We start from the raw sequence: 18,109 nt of genomic DNA on the forward strand, positions 1-18,109 counted from the left end.
CGGTGACGGACCCGAGCCTGAGCGGCATCCTGGGGCTGATGCAGCTCACGGACTCCGCCCTCCCCACCGGCGCCTTCAGCCACTCCCTGGGCTTCGAGACATACATGCACGCCGAGCAGCTGGAGGACCAGGAGAGCTTCTCCGCGTGGCTGGAGATGTTCGTGGACCAGCAGCTCACGTACACGGACGCCCTGGCTATCCGGCTGGTGTACGCCGCCACCGACTTCGAGCGGATCGAGGACCTCGACGACCTCGTCACCGCGCAGGCCCTGCCCCGCCAGATCCGCGAGGGCGGGATGACCATGGGCAAGCGGCTGCTGAGCATCGGGGCCCGCAGCTATCCCGGCGAGTGGGTGCGGCGCTACCAGCAGGGCGTGGCCGAGGAGCGCATGCACGGCCACCAGGCCACGGTGTGGGGCATGCTCGCCCGGGGCCTGGACGTCCCCGAGGACACCGCGGTGGCCTCCCACGTGTACGCCACGGTGATCTCCCTGACGCAGAACGCGGTGCGCGGCATTCCGCTGGGCCAGAACACGGGCCAGGCGGTGATCCGCGCGGCGCAGGAGTGGGTGGGCCGCGCCGTCGTGACCTCCCGCCGGCTGAGCGAGGAGGGGATCGCGGAGGAGGTGCTGGGCGCGGTGGCCCCCGGTCTGGAGATCGCGCAGATGAACCACGAACGTCAGCGGGCGCGGCTCTTCATGAGCTGAGCACGCGCGCCGCGGGGCCCGTGCCGGCGAGCCCGGACGACCGGTTGTGGGCCGCGGCCCCGGAATCGCGACGGCAACCGGCTCGGCAGCCATGACCGGCACCAGCAGGCAGCACGACCGGCAAGCACGAGCAACAAGGACGAACGAGCAGCAGGAGGACAGCATGGACCCCGTCATCATCGGTGTGGGAGGCCCCGTGGGAGCGGGCAAGACGCAGCTCGTGGAGCGCATCACGCGGGCCATGAGCCAGGAGATCTCCATGGCCGCGATCACCAACGACATCTACACCATCGAGGACGCCAAGATCCTCGCGCGCAACTCGGTACTGCCGGAGGAGCGGATCATCGGCCTGGAGACCGGTGGCTGCCCACACACCGCCATCCGCGAGGACACCTCCATGAACGAGGCCGCGATCGAGCAGCTGAAGAAGCGCTTCCCTGACCTGCAGGTGATCTTCGTGGAGTCCGGCGGGGACAACCTCTCCGCAACGTTCAGCCCCGAGCTGGTGGACTTCTCGATCTACGTGATCGACGTGGCTCAGGGCGAGAAGATCCCCCGCAAGGCCGGGCAGGGCATGATCAAGTCGGACCTGTTCATCATCAACAAGACGGACCTGGCCCCCCACGTGGGCGCGGACCTGGGCGTGATGGAGGAGGACTCCAAGGTGTTCCGCAAGGACAAGCCCTTCGCGTTCACCAACCTCAAGACGGACGAGGGGCTCGAGCGCGTCCAGGAGTGGATCCGCAACGATGTCCTCATGCTCGACCTTGCTTGAGACGCCCGCCACCGGCACCACGACGCCGTCCGCCGGGGTTTTCGAGGCCGGGTGCGACGCCGCCGCGCTGGGCTCCACGACGGTGCCCACCTCCGTGGACCGGGAGAGTTCCGGGGCCGCTTCTGCGGGGAACCCGGACCCCGTGCGTGGCACCGTGCCCGGGCCCGGGGACGCGCGGAACGGTGCCGCAGCGACGTCGCCCGCGTCGGACTGGGCGGGGCAGCTGCGGCTGAGCGTGGCCGCGCGGGACGGACGCTCGTATGCCGCCCGGCAGTACCACGAGGGCGCGCTGCGGGTGCTGCGTCCGCACTACCTGGACCGCTCCGGGCAGGTCACATACACGGTGATCAACCCTGGGGGCGCGTACTTCGGCGCGGACGCCTACCTGCTGGACGTGGCCGTGGGCCGGGACGCATCCCTCGCACTGACCACGCAGTCCGCGACCAAGGTGTACCGCACACCGCAGGGCCCGGCGTCCCAGGAGATGACCGTGCGGCTCGGTCCGGGCAGCTGCCTGGAGTACGTGCCGGACCAGCTGATCGTCTACCGCGGCGGGTCCTACATCCAGCGGACACGCGTGGACATGGATCCCACGGCGTCCCTGCTGCTCGCGGAGATCGTGACTCCAGGGTGGTCCCCGTCCGGGGCGTCCTTCGCCTACGACGAGCTGCGGATGCGGACCGAGGTGCGTGTGACCCCGCCGGTCCCGTCCACGCCGACCGGACAGGACCGGCCCGCAGAGCGCGGCGAGGCACGGTACGGAACACATCCTGCGGCGTTGTTCGAGGCGCTCGGTGCGCCAAGCTCCGGGGCACGCACCCGGCGGCTCGTGGTGGACCAGCTGCGGATCCGACCCGGTGCCCACGGTGACATGACCGGTGTGGGGTTCATGGAGGGCTTCAGCCACACGGGCCAGCTGGTGATTGCTGACGCGCGTCTCACGGACGAGGTCCACGAGGGCCTGACCGAGCTCGTGGACGCCTCCCGCACCCACTCGGGCATCACCCGTGCCGGGGTGGGTGAACCGTACGGCGTGCGCTGCGTGTGCGTGCGGTCCCTGGCGCACTCCACCGAGGACATCGCCGCCCTGCACCGCGCCGTGGTGAACCTGCTGCGCAAACGGTGGCGCGCTCAGCCGCCGCTGCGGCTGCGCAAGTACTGACGGCGCCGCACCGGCCGCCCGGCCTCGGGTGGCCCTTGGGCTCCCGACGTCCACAGAACCGAACCGACCGTCACGAGGAGAACCGTGTCCGCTTCCCATCCCACGCTCTACCGCCGCTACGTGGCGGAGCGGGCCCACCTGCCGCTGCGCGTCCGGGTGGGTCTCACCCTCTCCGCGGTGGCAGCCCTGCACCTGTTCGCCGCCGGGCTGCTGGCTACGGCGCTGGCTCCCGGGTCCGAGCCCCTGGCTCTGGGCGTGGTGCTCACCGCGTACGCCGCGGGCATGAAGCACAGCTACGACTGGGACCACATCTCCGCGATCGACAACTCCACCCGCAAGTTCGTGTCCGAGGGCATGAATCCGGCGAGCGTGGGGTTCGCGTTCAGCCTGGGCCACTCCCTGGTGGTGACGCTCGCCGGGATCATGGTGGTCGCGGGCGCGCAGTTCGTGAGCGGGGCGTTCGAGGAGGGCAGCTCCGCGAACCACGTGCTCGGGCTGATCGGCGCCGGGGTCTCCGGGGTGTACCTGCTGGTGCTCGGGCTCTACAACGCAAGCATTTCCGTGGGGCTGCTCCGCACGGCCTCCCGGGGTGGGAGCACGGTGCGGGGCCACCGGCACGACCTGGACGGCAACTGGGGTCTGGTGTCCCGGCTGCTGCGCAAGCCCTTGCAGCGTGTGCGCCGCCCGCGGGACATCTTCGTGCTGGGGTTCCTCTTCGGCCTGGGCTTCGACACCGCCACGACCATTGGCCTGCTGCTGCTCACCGTCACCGCGTCCCTGGCGGGCGTGCCGGCCGCCGCGCTGATCGGGCTGCCCGTGGCGTTCACCGCGGCCATGACCCTGTGCGACACCCTCAACGGTCTCGGGATGATGAAGCTCTACTCCACCGCCCTCACGGAGACAGGTACCCGGATGCGCTTCAATGCCACCGTCACGGTGATATCTGCGGTCTCCGCACTGCTCATCGCGGTCATCACCCTCGGCGGGTTCCTCAACGACCTCCTGGGCCTCAGCGACCCGGTGACCTCGGCGCTCGCGGGGATCGACCTCGGGGACGCCGGGCTCGTGCTGATCGCCGTCTTCGCGCTGGTGTGGCTGTGGTTCTGGCGCGCGACGCGCGGCAGCGCGGGGACGACGACGCCGGGTGGGCCGCCGTTGCGGCGCGGCTCCGGGCACGCTGGCGGGCCGGTGCGATCGGACGGGGAGGCCTGAGATGGCGTCTGTACGCCGCCTGGGCGCGCTGGTGGGCACCCTTCTGCGGGGCGTCTCGCAGATCTTCTTCATCGACAACCCCTGGGCCGGGGCTCTGCTGCTGGTGGCCGTGGGGTGGGTCCATCCGTGGGTCGCGCTGGTCGTGGCGGTCGGTGCGCTCGCCCAGAGCGCGGGTGCGTGGGCGCTGCTGGGAACGGACGCGGTGCGCACCGGGATGATGGGCTACAACGGTGCGCTCGTGGGGGCGGCCGCGGCGGCGGCACTGGGCGCGCCCCTGCCCGCGCTGCTCATGACGGTGGTCGGCGCGCTCGCGTGCGTTCCTGTTCACGCGCTCCTGCAGCGGGCCTTCGAGGGCCGTGCCCTGGGATGGGCACGGCTGCCGGTCGCCACGGCCCCGTTCTGCCTGGTGGCAGGGGTGCTGTTCGACCTGGTCCTGCCCCTGGTGCATCCGGGAACGGCGAGCACCGGGGAGGGGGCCGCCGGTGCCGCGCTGGGGGTGTTCAACAACTTCTCGGAGGTCGTGCTCGCGGACGGGCTGGTTCCGGGTCTGCTGATCCTGGCGGCGCTGTTCGTGGGTGAGGTGCGCACCGGCCTGTTCGGGACGCTCGGCAGTCTCGTTGCGCTCGCGGGCGCGCTGCTGGTCGGCGACGGCGTCGCGCCCGTCTCCTCCGGGCTGCTCGGCTACTCGGCGGTGCTGGTGGCCATCGCCCTGGGTGCCGTGGTGTGGAACGACAGGCCGCTCTGGGCCCGGTTCACCGGCGCCGTGGTGGGAGCGGGACTGACCCTGGCCCTGCAGCCGCTGCTCGCCCTGCTTCCCCTGCCGGTGTACACGTGGCCGTTCCTGCTGAGCCTGTGGCTGCTCATGCTGGTGGTCGCCGCGGTGCACCGTCACCGCGCTGGTCGCCACGAGGAACCCTCCTCGTCCGTGCTCTAGGGCAACGCAGTGCGGAGTCTGCGGATGCCGGCAGTGAGGTCTGCGGTCGTGGGGGTGGCCGCGTAGCTCAGGCGCACGCGGGCGGCGTCGGGCTGACCCGTGTGGAAGTTCGCCCCGGGCGCGATCGCCACTCCGTGGGCGAGCGCCCCCGCGACGAACCCGGCCTCGTCCGTGCCCCGGGGCAGGCGGATCCACAGGTGGTAGCCGCCGCGGGGGTGTTCGGGCAGGGCGTCGGCACCCAGTGTCTCGACGACGCCGCGCACCGCTACGCGCCGTCGTTCCGTGAGCGACGCCTGCAGCTCCGCGAGCCCGCGCCGCCAGGCAGGAGACGTCAGAACCTCGAGGGCCGTGTGCTGCAGGGGCGCGGGGACCATCATGGTGTCGATCATGTGCGCCATGCGCAGCCGTTCGAGCACGGGGCCGCGCGCGGCGAGTCCACCCACCCGCAGGTTCGGGGAGGCCACCTTGGTGAGGGACCGGATGTGGATCACCACGCCGTCGGTGTCCAGGAGGACGAGCGGCTTCACGGGCGTGAGGCAGTCCGTGTGCGTCATGTGGCGGGCGTAGTCGTCCTCCAGCACGAACGCCTCGTGGCTGCGGGCCACCGCGAGCAACTCGCGCGCCCGCTCCTCGGACACGCTCACGCCCGTGGGGTTCTGGAAGAGCGGCTGGAGCACGACCAGGCGGGCGCCGGTGCGGGCGAGGGCGTCGTCGAGGTAGTCCGGACGCATGCCGTGGGCGTCCACGGGCAGGCCCACCGGTCGCAGCCCGGCGGCGCGTGCGGCGGCGACGGCGCCCGGGTAGGTGGGCGACTCCAGGACCACCGGGTCCCCGGGCTGGGCCACGGCGCGCATCGTCGTGGACAGCGCCGCCTGCCCCGCGCCAACGATCAGGACGTCCTCGCGCCCCAGTCCCGGACCGATGTCCTCCGCGAACCAGGTGCGAAGGTCCGGGAGGCCGCCGATGGGCGGGCGCTCCCACGCCTGGGGGCGCCGGGCGGCGCGGGCCAGCGCGGAGCTCAGGGCCTTCATGGGCAGCAGCGAGTGGTGCGGGTACCCGCCGTTGAGGTCGATCACTCCGGGGCCCGGGGTCGAGACGGTGTTGAGCAGGCCCGGGGAGGTGAAATCCCTCGCACCGGGGTTGCCCTCCGCGAGGCCCGGGTTCAGGGCGAGTGCCGCCTCCTGCCAGGACGTGTCCCCGGAACTCGTGCTCGGCTCGGGCCGGGCGCGGAACGTGCCCGCCCCCGGGCGGGAGACCACCAGGCCGCGCTGCGTGAGCAGGGCCAGGGCCTGGGAAACCGTGGAGGCGCTCGCCCCGAAGCGCGTCACGAGCGCCCGGTGCGTGGGCAAGCGGGCCCCCGCGGGCAGGGGGATGACCTCCCGTGCCAGCTCGTCCGCGATCTCCGCCGAACTGCTACTGTTATTCATGGACACCAAGAATAGCGCTACTCCCCGTTCCGGAGTATCGGTCCGGACCCCGGAGGGTCACGCCACCGGGCCCACGGTCCGCGGGGCGTGGAACAACGGACCCCTCCTCGCCGCCCTCGGCGTGACCGCCTTCTCCTTCAGCTTCCCCGGCACCGTCTGGGCGCTGGAGAGCTTCGGGCCGTGGACGGCCACCGGGCTGCGCGGGGTCCTCGCCGCCGTGATCGCCGGGGTCGCCCTGCTGTGGACCCGCGCCGCGATCCCGGCCCGCAGGGACTGGGGCGGGATCGCCGTCGTCGCCGTGGGCTGCGCCCTCGGGTTCCCCCTGCTCACCACCCTCGCCCTGCAGACCACGTCCACGTCCCACTCGGCCGTGGTGATCGGCGCGCTGCCCATGGCCACTGCGGTGATCTCCGTCCTGCGGACCGGCGCGCGGCCCTCCCGCCTCTTCTGGGGTGCGGCGCTCGCGGGCGGCGCGGTGGTGGTGGGCTTCGCCCTGCTGCAGAGCCGCGGCAGGCCCACGGTGGGCGACATCTTCCTGCTGGGCGCCCTGCTGATGTGCGCGGCCGGCTACGCCGAGGGCGGGCGGCTCTCGGCGCACATGCCTGGCTGGCACGTCATCGCGTGGGGTGTGCTGCTGGCCCTGCCGGTGAACCTGGTGGTCACTCTCGTGGCGCTGCCCGCGGAGCCGGTCCACCTCACGGGGCGCGGTGTCGCGGGGCTGCTGTACATCGCCGCCGTCTCCCAGTTCCTGGGCTTCGTGGTCTGGTACCGGGGCATGGGCCTCATGGGCGTGCCACGCGCCAGTCAGCTCCAGCTCGCCCAGCCGCTGCTGACGCTCGTGTGGGCGGTCCTGCTCCTGGGCGAGACCTTCTCCGCGGCGGTCCCGGTGACCGCCGTCCTCGTCCTCGCGTGCGTTGCCCTGACCCAGCGCGCTCGATCCTGACCCCTTCCACCACTGCAAGGAGACCCGCCATGCGTGAGTTCACCCAGTCCACCAAGCTCGCGTCCGTCCGCTATGACGTCCGCGGTCCGATCCTCCGGGAGGCCCAGCATCTCGAGGCGGAGGGTCACGAGATCATCAAGCTCAACATCGGCAACACCGCACCGTTCGGGCTCCACGCTCCGCCCACCCTCCTGGCGGACATGGCGCGTTCGCTGCCGGAGTCGGACGGCTACTCGGACAGCCGCGGGATCGTGCCCGCCCGGGAAGCCGTCGCGGACCACTACGGGGACAGGGGGTTTCCTGCGCTCTCCGCGGAGGACGTGTGGATCGGCAACGGCGTCTCCGAACTGATCTCCATGACCCTGCAAGCCTTCGTGGACGCGGGGGACGAGGTGCTCGTGCCCATGCCCGACTACCCGCTGTGGACCGGCGCCACACGCCTGGCCGGCGGCACCCCGGTGCACTACCGGTGCGATGAGGAGTACGGGTGGGAGCCGGACCTCGCGGACGTCGCGGCGAAGATCACGCCCGCCACCCGGGCGCTCGTGGTCATCAATCCCAACAACCCCACCGGCGCGGTCTACTCGCCCGCCACGGTGCGGGGCCTGGTGGAACTCGCCCGATGCCACGACCTCATGGTGCTCACGGACGAGATCTACGAGCAGATCACGTTCGACGAGGCGGTGCACCACCATGCCGCCGTCGAGGCGGGGGAGGACGTTCTGTGCCTGACGTTCTCGGGGCTGTCCAAGGCGTACCGCAGCTGCGGTTTCCGCGCGGGCTGGCTGGTGGTCACGGGGCCGCGGGAACGGGCCGCCAACTTCGTGGAGGGGCTGGACCTGCTGGCGAACATGCGCATGTGCGCCAACGTGCCCGGGCAGCATGCCATCCGGGCGGCACTGTGCGGGGACGAGGGGCTGTCCGGACTGACCGTCCCGGGCGGGCGCCTGTACGAGCAGTCTGTGATCGCGAGCGACGCGCTCAACGAGATCCCGGGGATCACGTGCGTCCGCCCCCGCGGTGCGCTGTACTGCTTCCCGCGGCTGGACGCTGCCGTGCACCCCGTTCGCGACGATGAGGCGCTCGCCCTCGACATCCTGCGCAGTCAGCACGTCCTGGTCACCCACGGCCGGGGATTCAACTGGAAGAGCCCCGATCACTTCCGACTGACCTTTCTGCCTCCGGCCCCCGTTCTCACCGAGGCTATTGGCCGCCTGGGAGAGTATTTCGACGCCGCCCGCACGGGGAAGCACGAGCTGCCGTGATGACCTTCATCGGTGCCTGGCGTGCAGCCGGAGGTACCCCCAGGCGGACGGCAGCCGTACCCATCCGAGGACGGTGAGCACAAGGAGACCGCCGATGGGAGAGATCCAGTCCAGGTCCGGTCGCACGAGCGCGCCGCACGCGATGCCCGCCAGAACGGCTGAGAACACCAGGACGGCGTGGATCCGGACACAGGCCTCCCGTCCGGCCATCATCCGGAGGGCAGGATCCGACGGCAGTGACCCGTGGGTCCGTGCAGAGGAGATCGCACGCTGCGTTTGCGTCGAACCCACAGCGGGGTCCGCCTTGGGCAGGCTCCGGGAGGACAGAGCAACAGCTCCGTACATCACGAGCAGCGCACCGACGATGATTCCCAGGGCCCACCAGTCGCGCCCGGCATTGCGGGGCACGAACCATGCGAGGAGCGGGATCCCCAGGAGGCCGAGAACACAAGCCGGCAGGTTGCGCATCACGAGTCCGGCTGGACCGGGAATCGCGGCGTCATGGCCGACCGCGGCGTCGTGGGCTGTCCCTGGGATGGTCATGCGCCCAATCTAAGGGGTTATGGGCGTCGGGGGGCGGGACACGGGGGCAGACCCCGTGGCCGGGAATCTTCCCCCGCGGGCCTTCGTTAACCCGGGTGAGGACATGCTCGATCGTCCGAGAAGAGAATCCGAGACAGAAGGAGACCTCATGGCCTACCGCACAGAGAATCCAGCCACCGGAGTCGTCGAGCAGGAGTTCACCTCCGCCACGGACGCGGAGATCGCCCGCGCCGTCGAGCGCGCGGACGCCGCCTTCACGTCCTGGCGCGCCACCCCGGTGGAGCAGCGCGCGAAGGCGCTGAGCGCCGTCGCGGACGCGTACGAGACCCGCGGGGACGAGCTCGCCCGCGTGATCAGCACCGAGATGGGCAAGCCGTTCAAGCAGGCGCAGGGCGAGGTGGCCCTGTCCTCCGCGATCTACCGCTGGTACGCGGACAACGGCCCCGCCATGCTCGAGGAGGAGACGCTGAACGTGGGGGACAGCGCCACGTCCGTCGTCGTCACCGAGCCCGTGGGTGTTCTGGTGGGCGTCATGCCCTGGAACTTCCCGCAGTACCAGGTGGCCCGTTTCGCGGCCCCCAACCTGATGCTGGGCAACACCGTGCTGCTCAAGCATGCCTCCATCTGCGCCCGCACGGGTGAGCTGATCGAGGAGATCCTGCACGCTGCGGGCATCCCCGAGGACGCCTACATCAACCTGTTCGCCAGCACCGACCAGATCACGGACATCATCGCGGACCCGCGCGTGCGCGGTGTGTCCCTGACCGGCAGCGAGGGCGCGGGCAAGGCCGTGGCCACCACCGCCGCCCAGAACCTCAAGAAGAGCGTCCTGGAGCTCGGCGGCTCCGACCCGCTGATCGTGCTGGACGACGTCGACGTGGCCAAGACCGCCAAGACGGTCGCCGTGACCCGCATGCGCAACGCGGGCCAGGCCTGCAACTCGCCCAAGCGGATCCTGGTGCCGTCCGGGATGCTCGACGAGTTCGTGGCCAAGGTCGTGGAGACCGTCGAGGGCATGACGGTGGGCGACCCCCTGGCCGAGGACACCAAGATCGGCCCGCTGTCCTCCGTGGAGGGCCGCGACGACGCCGTGTCCCAGGTGGAGCGCGCCGTGGAGCAGGGTGCCACCCTGCACACCGGCGGCAAGGCCCTGGACAAGGACGGTGCGTGGATGGCTCCGGCCGTCCTGACCGGCGTCACCCGGGAGATGGACGCCTACAAGGAGGAGATCTTCGGCCCCGTGGCCGTGGTCTACTCCTACGACTCGGTGGACGAGGCCGTGGAGATCGCCAACGACTCCGACTTCGGCCTGTCCGGCTCCGTGTGGAGCGCGGACGCCGCGAAGGCTGAGGAGGTCGCGCGCCGCCTCGAGGTGGGCATGACCTACGTCAACGAGCACGGCACCACCATGCCGGGCCTGCCCTTCGGCGGCGTGCGCCGCTCCGGCTACGGCCGCGAGCTGGGCCGCTGGGGCTTCGACGAGTTCTCCAACACCAAGCTGGTGCGCGTGGCGGGCTGACCCCGCACGCTCCACCACACGGGTGCCCGGGGGTTCCGTCACGACGGCGCTCCCGGGCACCCGCTCGCTCGGCACGTCCGCGCGTGCACGGCCTCGCCGCACCGGCGACCCACCCACCAGATCTCGCGGGGTGCCACCCCGCTCGCGAAGGAGACACCATGACCGACACCACCACCCTCACCGAGCAGGAAAAGGCCAACCTGGAGCTGGCCAAGGAGTACATGCGCATCGCCTACACCCCGGGTGAGGCCAGCGCCGACGCCGTGGCGCACCTGTGCGCACCGCACAACCGCTTCGTGGGCCCCACCACGTTCCCGGGCACGGAGACCCTGGAGCAGTACGCGGACGTGCACGGTGAGCTCATGACCAAGCTGGACGACCTGCACTTCGAGAGCTTCGACGTGGAGTTCGTCAAGGACGACCGTGTGGCCCTGCGCTACACCGCCCAGGGCACCCACAAGGGCGCCCCGCACGGGGACATCCAGCCCACCGGCCGCCAGGCCACCTGGACCGCGTGCGCGCTGTTCCGCGTGCAGGACGGCAAGCTCGTGGAGTTCGTCAAGGAGTGGAACAAGCTGCCCATGTGGGAGCAGCTGGGCTGGCCCATCGAGGAGTGCCTGACCTACAACGACTGAGACGGTCGCGGCGCTTGATGCGTCGCGGACTCTGCGGCGGGGCCGCGGTCGGTGCCATGGGCGCCGGCCGCGGCCCCGCGTCGTCGTCCGCGAAATCGCCCTGCACCTGCGGTGCCCGCCCCTCCCGCGGCCCGCGCAACGGTCGTACAGTGGGAGGTGGATCACACGGAACCGGTGCGGAATCAGGTGGAACATGGGTGCTCGGGAACTGGTGGCGGACGCGGCGAAGCGCCCGGTGGAAGCGGCGGAGGCCGCGGTGGAGGGCGTCTCCGCCGAGGTGCTGAACCACATGCCGGACGGCACGCACAACTCCATGGCATGGCTCCTGTGGCACGCCGCGCGGCAGCAGGACGCGCAGATCGCCGCGCTGTGCGGGGCGGAGCAGGTGTGGACTGCGCAGGGCTGGTGCGAGTCGTTCGGGCTGGACCGCCCCGCGGAGGACTTCGGCTTCGGGGACGGCCCCCGGGAGGTCGCGAGCGTGCGGGTGCAGGACCCCGGGCTGCTGATCGGCTACCTGCGCGCGGTGTGCTGCGGCACGGCGGAGTACGTGAACGGCCTCGACGACGCCTCCCTGGACGAGGTCGTCGACGACTCCTGGGACCCGCCCGTCACCCGCGGCGTGCGCATCGTCTCCACGATCGACGACGCCGCCCAGCACGTCGGGCAGGCCGCCTACGTCCGCGGCCTGGTGGACGAGTGGTCCGGGCGCTACTGACAGGGCCGCACTTTCACGTCAATGAAACTGCATAGACGCTGAGGGTTCACCTACACTGGTTCTACTGACTGTCGGCCCCAGGGCTCACGGCGCCGAAGTCCATCCCGGGAGAGACGATCGCATCCATGGCTCGTTCAAGCGCACGCTCATCCACCAGCAGGAAGCCGTCCATGGCGCTGGTGGCCTTCACGTCCTTCTCCCTGCTCGTGGCCGGGAGCGTCGCGTTGAGCAACGGCACCGACACCGCCCCGTGGCAGCCCGCCATGGCGCAGGACCCCCAGGGTCCGCAGCGCCCCGGAGCCACCGATCCCGCCGACGACGCCGCGCAGCCGGCTCAGCCCTCCCTCTTCGCCTCCACACCGGACCCAGCAGCCATATCCGCAGCCCAGGACGCCTCCCTCGTCTCCCTGAGCAGCACCCGGCCGAGCGGCGGATCGGCCGGAGCGGGCGGGCCCGGAACGGGCGGCGGAGCGGGCAACGGGGCGGCGTCCTCGGTGGCGCCGAGCACGCGCGCACCCGCGACCTTCGAGGGCGAGCTGCCCGTCAACACCCTGATCGCCCCGGCGCAGCCCGTGGTGGTGCTCAAGGGCGGCGAGTTCGGCTGGCGCACCGCACCGGACACGGGTCAGCGCGAGTTCCACAACGGCACGGACATCTCCGCGCCCGAGGGCACCCCCGCCGTCGCCGCCCTGGACGGCACGGTGACCGCCGTGTTCTGGGACGTGTGGGGCGGCAACCGCGTGGAGGTCTCCCACGCGAACGGCATGAAGACCACGTACAACCACCTCAAAGAGGTCATGGTGCGCGAGGGCGACTCCCTCCGGGCCTCCGAGCAACTGGGTGTGGTGGGCCAGACCGGCATGCGCGTGACCGGGCCGCACCTGCACTTCGAGACGTGGGTGGACGGCAAGGTGGTGGACCCGCAGTCCTTCGACTGGAAGTCCGGGGAGGACATCATCCCGGCGTCCCGTCCGGCGTACTCCACGGCGGACCAGGCCGGGGTGTCGCAGGCCCCCACCAACCCGAAAGCCAAGCCGGGAACGGACGCGGGCTCCGGCCCCAAGGCGCCCGCAAAGGGCAAGGACGAGATCCGGGCGCTGGGTCAACAGACGGCACCGGCCAAGGATGCTTCGGCTTCCGGGAACGGAAAGGCCTCCGGCGAATCCGCTCCGAAGGCCTCCAACTCCTCCGGCAAGAAGCACGTGACCCAGGGCCCGTCTCAACCCGGCTCGCCCACCAAAGACAACGGCAAACCGCAGACTCCGCCGAAGACCCCGGTGGCGTCCGGCTCCCAGGGTGCCACCGGCAAGCCCACTGACCCCAAGCTGTCCGAGCCCGGAAAACCGGGTGCGACGCCGACGAAGCCGGCGCCCTCTCGGCCCGCGCCCCCCAAGCCCGCTCCGACGAAGCCGGCTCCGACGAAGCCCGCTCCGACCAAGCCAGCGCCTTCCAAGCCGGCACCGACGAAACCAGCGCCCTCCAAGCCGGCGCCCACCACGCCCGCGCCCTCCCCGGTCAACCCGTACACCGCGGACATCACGAAGCTCACCACCCTGGAGCAGTTCCAGCAGCGCACCCAGAACCTGCTGGCCATGCAGCTGAAGCTGACCCCGGCGGAGCAGTTCGGGCCGCTGACCCCCCTGAACGTGGAGCTCAAGGCGCTGACCCAGCAGCTCACCGTCCGCAACCTGGCCGCGGTGAACCCGGCGTACACGAAGCAGCTGGGGATCACTCAGCAGGCGGTCGAGAGGGCTTCCGCCAAGCCCACAGACCCGAAGCTCACTTCCGCGGCCACGGCGGAGCTCACCAAGCTCCAGGACCTGGTGAAGAACGCGCCGCTCTACAAGGACAAGAACGCCGCCGCACCGGGAGCGGGCCAGCCTGCCCCCGCGGTGCCGGGCCCCGCGGCACCGGGCCCGGCCGCGCCGCAGAACTGACCCCGGGACTCCCCACCCCCACACGGTGATCGATCCTGCGGTGCCCGTTCGTGCGGTGCTAGCCTGCCCGCAAGAGGCACCAGCACCGGACCGGAACCAGGGAAGTGGGCACACGTGCGACGCATCGTGATCATCGGGGGTGGCAACGCGGGCCTGAGCTGCGCGGCGCGCCTCCTGCGGCAGACATCCCGGGACTCGGTCCGGGTGACGGTCGTGGAGCCGAGCCCCACCCACACCTACAGCCCCATGCTCTCCTACGTGGGGTCGGGCATGGCCGGTCTGAGCAGCGTGTGCAGGGCGCAGCGGCGGTACATGCCCTCCGGAGCCCGGTGGCTCCGTGCGCGGGTCACGCGGGTGGATCCGCAGGCCCGCACGGTGGCGCTCGACGACGGCACCGAGCTGGGTTACGACGATCTCGTGGTGGCCCCCGGCATCGCACCGGACTTCGATCGGGTGCCCGGGCTGGTCGCAGCCCTTGACGGCCCGCACGCTGCCTCCAACTACATCACGCAACTCGCGCCCAAGACGTGGGACCTGATGTCCGGGCTGCGGGGCGGGACCGCGGTGTTCACCATCCGCTTCGAGGACGTCGGCTGCGGCGGAGTGGGGTACAAGCCGCTGTTCATGGCGTGCGACCGCTGGCGCCGCACCGGGGTGCTGGAGGACCTCCGCGTGCGGGTGGTCGTGGAGGCGCCCGAGCTGTTCCCTGAGCCCCGGGTGGCCGGACACATCGCGGACGCACTGCGGCGCTACGGCGTGGAGGCCGTCCTGGACGCTCGCATCGAGTCCGTGGACCCGGAGGCCCGGGCCCTGCGCATCACGCGGGGCGGGGCACGGGAGACCGTGGAGTACGACGCCCTGCACGTGGTTCCCCCGCACCGCGCCCCCGCGTGGATCGCGGACAGCGGGCTCGCGGACGACGGCGGGGCGGGCCGGGTGGCCGTGGAGCCCGAGACGCTGCGGCACGTCCGCTTCCCGCACGTGTGGTCCCTCGGGGATGCCGCCGCGCTGGGCATCATGGCCTCCGGCGGAGCGATCCGCAGCCAGAGCCCGGTCCTGGTGCACAATCTCCTCGCGGCGGATTCCGAGGAGCTCCAGCGCTACGACGGCTACACCGTGGCGCCCATCGCGCTGTCCCGACGAACACTGCTGCTCGCGGAGGTGGACCGCCGGATGCGCCCGGAGCCGTCCTTCGGCGTTCGCGACCTCGCGAACCCCCGCCCGTGGACGTTCCTCTTCGACCGCTGGCTGCAGCCCGCCCTGTACTGGAAGGGCATTCTGCGCGGTCTGATCTGAGCGGTTCGGCCCCTGGTCCCGGGCCACGACGCCGCCGCGAGACTCCAATGCGAGACCCCCACGTGGGGCTTCCACGCCACGTGGGGCACCCTCGTGAGAGAACCGCGCGAGGCGCCCGGCGGCGTCGTCCGGGGCCGTGCGTGGCGGGGCGGCGCGTGCTGGGGTGGTGCCGGGTCCGGACGGGCCCGGCGCCACCGTGCTCAGCGGGTGGAGCGCACCCGCACCCCGGTGACCGGGCGGGTCAGCATGTGGGTCCACGAGAACGTGAGGTCGTCCTGGTCGCTCGGCAGCTGGACCTCCGGGCGGCACAGCGCCACCACGGCGGCGGAGAGGGACGTGACCGCGATCTTTTCGCCGGGGCAGCGGTGGCCCGTGCGCACGTCCGCACCGCCCTGGGGGATGAACGTGGAGATCGCCTCGGCGTCCTCGACCCCCAGGAAGCGCTCGGGGTCGAACGTGGCCGCGCGGTCCCAGGACGCCGGATCCGTGTTGGTGCCCAGGATGTCCAGGACCACGCGTTCCCCCTTGTGCACGGGGCAGCCCTGGATCTCGGTGTCCTGCGTGAGCTCCGCGGGGAGCATGGGCACGAACGGGTACACGCGTCGGACCTCCTGCGCGAAGGCCACGGCCTCGGGAACGTCCAGCAGGGTGCCCCCGCGCTGCTCGGAGGCGGTGCGGATGCGCTCGACCCACTCGGGGTGCTCCACCAGGGCAGTGGCCGCGAACGCCGCGAAGCGGGCCACGGCCACGTTCGGGCGGGTGAGGTTCTGCAGCTCGATGCCCGCTGTCTTGGCGTCCACCAGCTCGCCGTGCTCGTCCACCAGACCGGCTATGTGCTCGAGCACGGAGTCCTGGGGAGCACGGACCCGCCCGGCTCGGACGTCCTTGATGAGCGCGGTGAAGCGGCGGTCCAGGGCGATCCGGTCCAACCGGGACACCACGTGGCTCGCGGGGCGTCCGAAGGTGTCCAGCAGGCGGCTCATGCGGTGGGCCCAGCGGTCCATCTCCGGCACGCCCCACTGCAGGCCGGCCCACCGGAAGGACGCGCGGCCGAAGGCGATCGCGGTGCTGTCGTAGACGTTGTCGCCGTCCTTCCAGCGAGCCACGAGGTCCTCGAGCTCCTCGGCCACGAAGGGCTTGTACGCGGCCACGCGCTCGTCCTCGTACGCCATGTCCGCGAGCTGGTTCTTGCGCGTCCGGTGGGCCTCGCCGTCCAGGCCGTGGACAGCTCCCGCTCCGAACAGGGGACCCTGGACGACGCCGGGCATCGCCCCGTCGCGCTGCACGCGGGACGTGTCGTAGAAGAGCTTGACGCCCTCCTCACCGCGGACCAGGACGGTATTCTTGCCCAGCAGGGGCATGCGCACAGGGCACCCCGAGTCCGAGGAGAGGCCTGCGCGGCGTCGTACGCGGGAGGCGAAGAGGTAGCCGGAGCGCAGCAGCGAGGGGCCCTGCTCGGAACGGGTCTGGCCGAACTGTGAAGTCATGCTCCCCAGTATGCGCCCGCAGCCCGTGCGTCTGCGGGAGGGTCGTTGAGCCTGCGTTCAGGAGCGGCGGCGCTCCCGCAGCGCCCCGGCGAACAGGAACGCGAGCACGCCCATCACGGGGAAGATGAGCAGCGCGGTGCGCAGCCCCACGGCGTCGGCGAGCACCCCCACCAGAGGTGGGGAGAGCACGAACACGATGCGCATGCACCAGCTGACCAGCGTGAGCCCCGTACCGGGTTTGAGGCCCGGCGCGTGGTCCGCGGCGGCGTAGGCGTTGGGGACCATGGTGGCGCAGCCGAAACCGGCGAGCGCGAAGCCCACCAGGGCCAGCCACGGAGCGGGCGCGAGGGCGACGGCTCCCAGGCCCACGAAGATCAGGACGCCTCCGATGCGGGTCACCAGGACGGCGCCGAGCGCGTCGATCAGGCGGTCCCCGACGATCCGGCCCACGAACTGCGCTCCCACGAGGCTTACGTAGCCGAGCCCCACCAGGCCCACAGGGGCGGCGAGCACGTCCCGGAGGTAGACGGCGGACCAGTTGGAGCCCACGTCCTCCACGAGCACCCCGGACACGGCGACCACCGCGATGGGCAGCAGAGCCAGCAGCGCCGCGCGCCTTCCCCGGGGCAGCCGGGGAATCCCTGCGGTGTCCACGGGGAGGTTCTCCGCCTGGGCGGCGGCGTGGGCCTCGTGGTCGTCCGGCACGGCCCACCGCATGGCCACCACGGCCACGGCGGCGAAGACCACCCCGCTGACGAGGAAGTGCCAGGCCAGGGGCACGTGCAGGGCGGCGGCCGCGGTGCCCATGAGCCCGCCGATCACGGCACCCACGCTCCACAGGGCGTGCATGGAGTTGATCATCGAGGTTCCGGCGAGGCGCTGGACCCGCAGTCCCTGGGCGTTCTGGGCGGTGTCCACCACCGCGTCCAGCACTCCGGCGACGAACAGCCCCGCTCCGAACACGGCGAGCACCGGGACGGAACCGGTCACGAACACGGCCGCGGCCAGGAGCACGGAACCCGCGGCCGCGGTCCGGGCGGTCCCGAACCGTCGCAGGACGGGAGCGGGCAGCGGCCCGGCCACCACGCCGCCGATCGGGAACGCGATCACCGCCAGCCCGTACGCCGCGTTGGAGAGCTCGAACATGTCCTTGAACTCGGGCAGCCGCGGGAGCAGGTTCGAGAAAATGGCACCGTTCGTGAGGAACAGCAGGGACACGGCCAGCCGGGCACGGCGGATGCGCGCGCGGTCCATGGCCTCGGGGTCGGGGGACGTCACCCGACCAGGCTACGGGGCGCGCCCCCTGGGGAGTCATCCGGTGTCACCCGGGGCCGCCTCCCGGCCCGTCCGGCACCCGCGGGACGACGCCGCCGCGCACCGTCCCGCCGTGCCTCGCCACCCGCTCCGAGCGCGGAGGTTCTCGTCGCACGCCCTCCTGGCGGCATCGTTCGGCGGTCCTGTCCGCGGCCACACCCCTCCCGCCCTGGGCAGGGAAAAGCCCCGCGGCCCGCCTGGTCAGCGGTGCCGCGGGGCGCCCGTCCGGAGCCCGTAC

17 protein-coding genes are annotated in these 18,109 nt (G+C 71.8%); 12 read left to right on the forward strand and 5 right to left on the reverse strand.

Features of this window, described 5'->3' with window-relative positions:
* Positions 1-2 precede the first annotated feature (2 nt).
* The 5 genes from QL985_RS04095 (at position 3) to QL985_RS04115 (ending at position 4,790) form a co-directional block, all read left to right on the forward strand.
* Positions 3-707 (forward strand): urease accessory protein UreF, encoded by a 705-nt coding sequence (locus tag QL985_RS04095; protein WP_102613845.1) that lies wholly within the window; start codon positions 3-5, stop codon positions 705-707.
* Between the two features lie 163 nt (positions 708-870).
* Positions 871-1,482: an urease accessory protein UreG gene (ureG, locus tag QL985_RS04100; protein WP_102613810.1), complete on the forward strand. Its 612-nt coding sequence runs from the start codon at positions 871-873 to the stop codon at positions 1,480-1,482.
* A 223-nt stretch (positions 1,483-1,705) separates the two neighbouring features.
* A complete protein-coding gene (locus tag QL985_RS04105; RefSeq protein WP_223246164.1) occupies positions 1,706-2,644 on the forward strand; it encodes an urease accessory protein UreD in 939 nt (312 codons plus the stop codon).
* Positions 2,645-2,728: 84 nt separating this feature from the next.
* Positions 2,729-3,856, forward strand: coding sequence for a nickel transporter (locus QL985_RS04110; protein WP_102613811.1), 1,128 nt, complete (start codon positions 2,729-2,731; stop codon positions 3,854-3,856).
* 1 nt (position 3,857) lies between these two features.
* Positions 3,858-4,790 carry an urea transporter gene (locus QL985_RS04115; protein WP_059281530.1) on the forward strand — a complete coding sequence of 311 codons (933 nt, stop codon included), beginning with the start codon at positions 3,858-3,860 and terminating at the stop codon, positions 4,788-4,790.
* On the opposite strand, the gene QL985_RS04120 is transcribed toward QL985_RS04115, so the two are convergent.
* Positions 4,787-6,217: a PLP-dependent aminotransferase family protein gene (locus QL985_RS04120; protein ID WP_059281531.1), complete on the reverse strand. Its 1,431-nt coding sequence runs from the start codon at positions 6,215-6,217 to the stop codon at positions 4,787-4,789. The two genes, QL985_RS04115 and QL985_RS04120, sit on opposite strands and share 4 nt — an antisense overlap.
* On the opposite strand from QL985_RS04120, the gene QL985_RS04125 reads away from it, so the two are divergent.
* Together QL985_RS04125 and QL985_RS04130 are read left to right on the forward strand one after the other, a co-directional pair.
* Positions 6,216-7,160: a DMT family transporter gene (locus QL985_RS04125; RefSeq protein WP_082698374.1), complete on the forward strand. Its 945-nt coding sequence runs from the start codon at positions 6,216-6,218 to the stop codon at positions 7,158-7,160. The genes QL985_RS04120 and QL985_RS04125 overlap by 2 nt on opposite strands.
* A 29-nt stretch (positions 7,161-7,189) precedes the next feature.
* Complete coding sequence (locus tag QL985_RS04130; protein WP_047979247.1) at positions 7,190-8,425, forward strand: pyridoxal phosphate-dependent aminotransferase; 1,236 nt, start codon at positions 7,190-7,192, stop codon at positions 8,423-8,425.
* Between the two features lie 6 nt (positions 8,426-8,431).
* Here the strand turns inward: QL985_RS04130 and QL985_RS04135 are convergent, their stop codons facing one another.
* Positions 8,432-8,968, reverse strand: coding sequence for a hypothetical protein (locus QL985_RS04135; protein WP_144802583.1), 537 nt, complete (start codon positions 8,966-8,968; stop codon positions 8,432-8,434).
* A 148-nt stretch (positions 8,969-9,116) separates the two neighbouring features.
* Here QL985_RS04135 and QL985_RS04140 point away from each other — a divergent pair, with 148 nt between their 5' ends.
* The 3 genes from QL985_RS04140 to QL985_RS04150 all read left to right on the forward strand — a co-directional run bounded on the left by QL985_RS04140 (position 9,117) and on the right by QL985_RS04150 (position 11,837).
* Positions 9,117-10,487 (forward strand): NAD-dependent succinate-semialdehyde dehydrogenase, encoded by a 1,371-nt coding sequence (locus QL985_RS04140; protein ID WP_059281534.1) that lies wholly within the window; start codon positions 9,117-9,119, stop codon positions 10,485-10,487.
* Positions 10,488-10,645: 158 nt separating this feature from the next.
* A complete protein-coding gene (locus QL985_RS04145; protein WP_059281535.1) occupies positions 10,646-11,122 on the forward strand; it encodes an ester cyclase in 477 nt (158 codons plus the stop codon).
* A gap of 193 nt (positions 11,123-11,315) precedes the next feature.
* On the forward strand, positions 11,316-11,837 hold the full coding sequence (locus QL985_RS04150; RefSeq protein WP_059281536.1) for a DUF664 domain-containing protein: 522 nt from the start codon (positions 11,316-11,318) through the stop codon (positions 11,835-11,837).
* Positions 11,838-11,898: 61 nt separating this feature from the next.
* Here QL985_RS04150 and QL985_RS04155 read toward each other — a convergent pair whose 3' ends face one another.
* Positions 11,899-12,027, reverse strand: coding sequence for a hypothetical protein (locus QL985_RS04155; protein ID WP_256388766.1), 129 nt, complete (start codon positions 12,025-12,027; stop codon positions 11,899-11,901).
* Here QL985_RS04155 and QL985_RS04160 point away from each other — a divergent pair.
* Together QL985_RS04160 and QL985_RS04165 are read left to right on the forward strand one after the other, a co-directional pair.
* A complete protein-coding gene (locus QL985_RS04160) occupies positions 12,008-13,774 on the forward strand; it encodes a peptidoglycan DD-metalloendopeptidase family protein (protein ID WP_259905214.1) in 1,767 nt (588 codons plus the stop codon). The genes QL985_RS04155 and QL985_RS04160 overlap by 20 nt on opposite strands.
* 114 nt (positions 13,775-13,888) lie before the next feature.
* Positions 13,889-15,070: an FAD/NAD(P)-binding oxidoreductase gene (locus QL985_RS04165; protein WP_259905216.1), complete on the forward strand. Its 1,182-nt coding sequence runs from the start codon at positions 13,889-13,891 to the stop codon at positions 15,068-15,070.
* 200 nt (positions 15,071-15,270) lie between these two features.
* On the opposite strand, the gene QL985_RS04170 is transcribed toward QL985_RS04165, so the two are convergent.
* Entirely contained in the window at positions 15,271-16,557 is a 1,287-nt protein-coding gene (locus QL985_RS04170; RefSeq protein WP_259905219.1) for a cytochrome P450, read from the reverse strand.
* Positions 16,558-16,614: 57 nt separating this feature from the next.
* Positions 16,615-17,835, reverse strand: coding sequence for an MFS transporter (locus tag QL985_RS04175; protein ID WP_259905222.1), 1,221 nt, complete (start codon positions 17,833-17,835; stop codon positions 16,615-16,617).
* Positions 17,836-18,109 lie beyond the last annotated feature (274 nt).

This window comes from Kocuria sp. APC 4018 (assembly GCF_030407675.1).
GTDB classification, from domain to species: Bacteria; Actinomycetota; Actinomycetes; order Actinomycetales; family Micrococcaceae; genus Kocuria; species Kocuria rhizophila.

Excerpts from the sequence above, each read along its gene's own strand:
- QL985_RS04145 (WP_059281535.1), top strand. The coding sequence starts at position 10,646 with ATGACCGACACCACCACCCTCACCGAGCAGGAAAAGGCCAACCTGGAG.
- ureG (WP_102613810.1), top strand. The coding sequence starts at position 871 with ATGGACCCCGTCATCATCGGTGTGGGAGGCCCCGTGGGAGCGGGCAAG.
- QL985_RS04160 (WP_259905214.1), top strand. The coding sequence starts at position 12,008 with ATGGCGCTGGTGGCCTTCACGTCCTTCTCCCTGCTCGTGGCCGGGAGC.
- QL985_RS04170 (WP_259905219.1), bottom strand. The coding sequence starts at position 16,557 with ATGACTTCACAGTTCGGCCAGACCCGTTCCGAGCAGGGCCCCTCGCTG.
- QL985_RS04150 (WP_059281536.1), top strand. The coding sequence starts at position 11,316 with ATGGGTGCTCGGGAACTGGTGGCGGACGCGGCGAAGCGCCCGGTGGAA.
- QL985_RS04120 (WP_059281531.1), bottom strand. The coding sequence starts at position 6,217 with ATGAATAACAGTAGCAGTTCGGCGGAGATCGCGGACGAGCTGGCACGG.
- QL985_RS04115 (WP_059281530.1), top strand. The coding sequence starts at position 3,858 with ATGGCGTCTGTACGCCGCCTGGGCGCGCTGGTGGGCACCCTTCTGCGG.
- QL985_RS04125 (WP_082698374.1), top strand. The coding sequence starts at position 6,216 with ATGGACACCAAGAATAGCGCTACTCCCCGTTCCGGAGTATCGGTCCGG.
- QL985_RS04135 (WP_144802583.1), bottom strand. The coding sequence starts at position 8,968 with ATGACCATCCCAGGGACAGCCCACGACGCCGCGGTCGGCCATGACGCC.
- QL985_RS04130 (WP_047979247.1), top strand. The coding sequence starts at position 7,190 with ATGCGTGAGTTCACCCAGTCCACCAAGCTCGCGTCCGTCCGCTATGAC.
- QL985_RS04140 (WP_059281534.1), top strand. The coding sequence starts at position 9,117 with ATGGCCTACCGCACAGAGAATCCAGCCACCGGAGTCGTCGAGCAGGAG.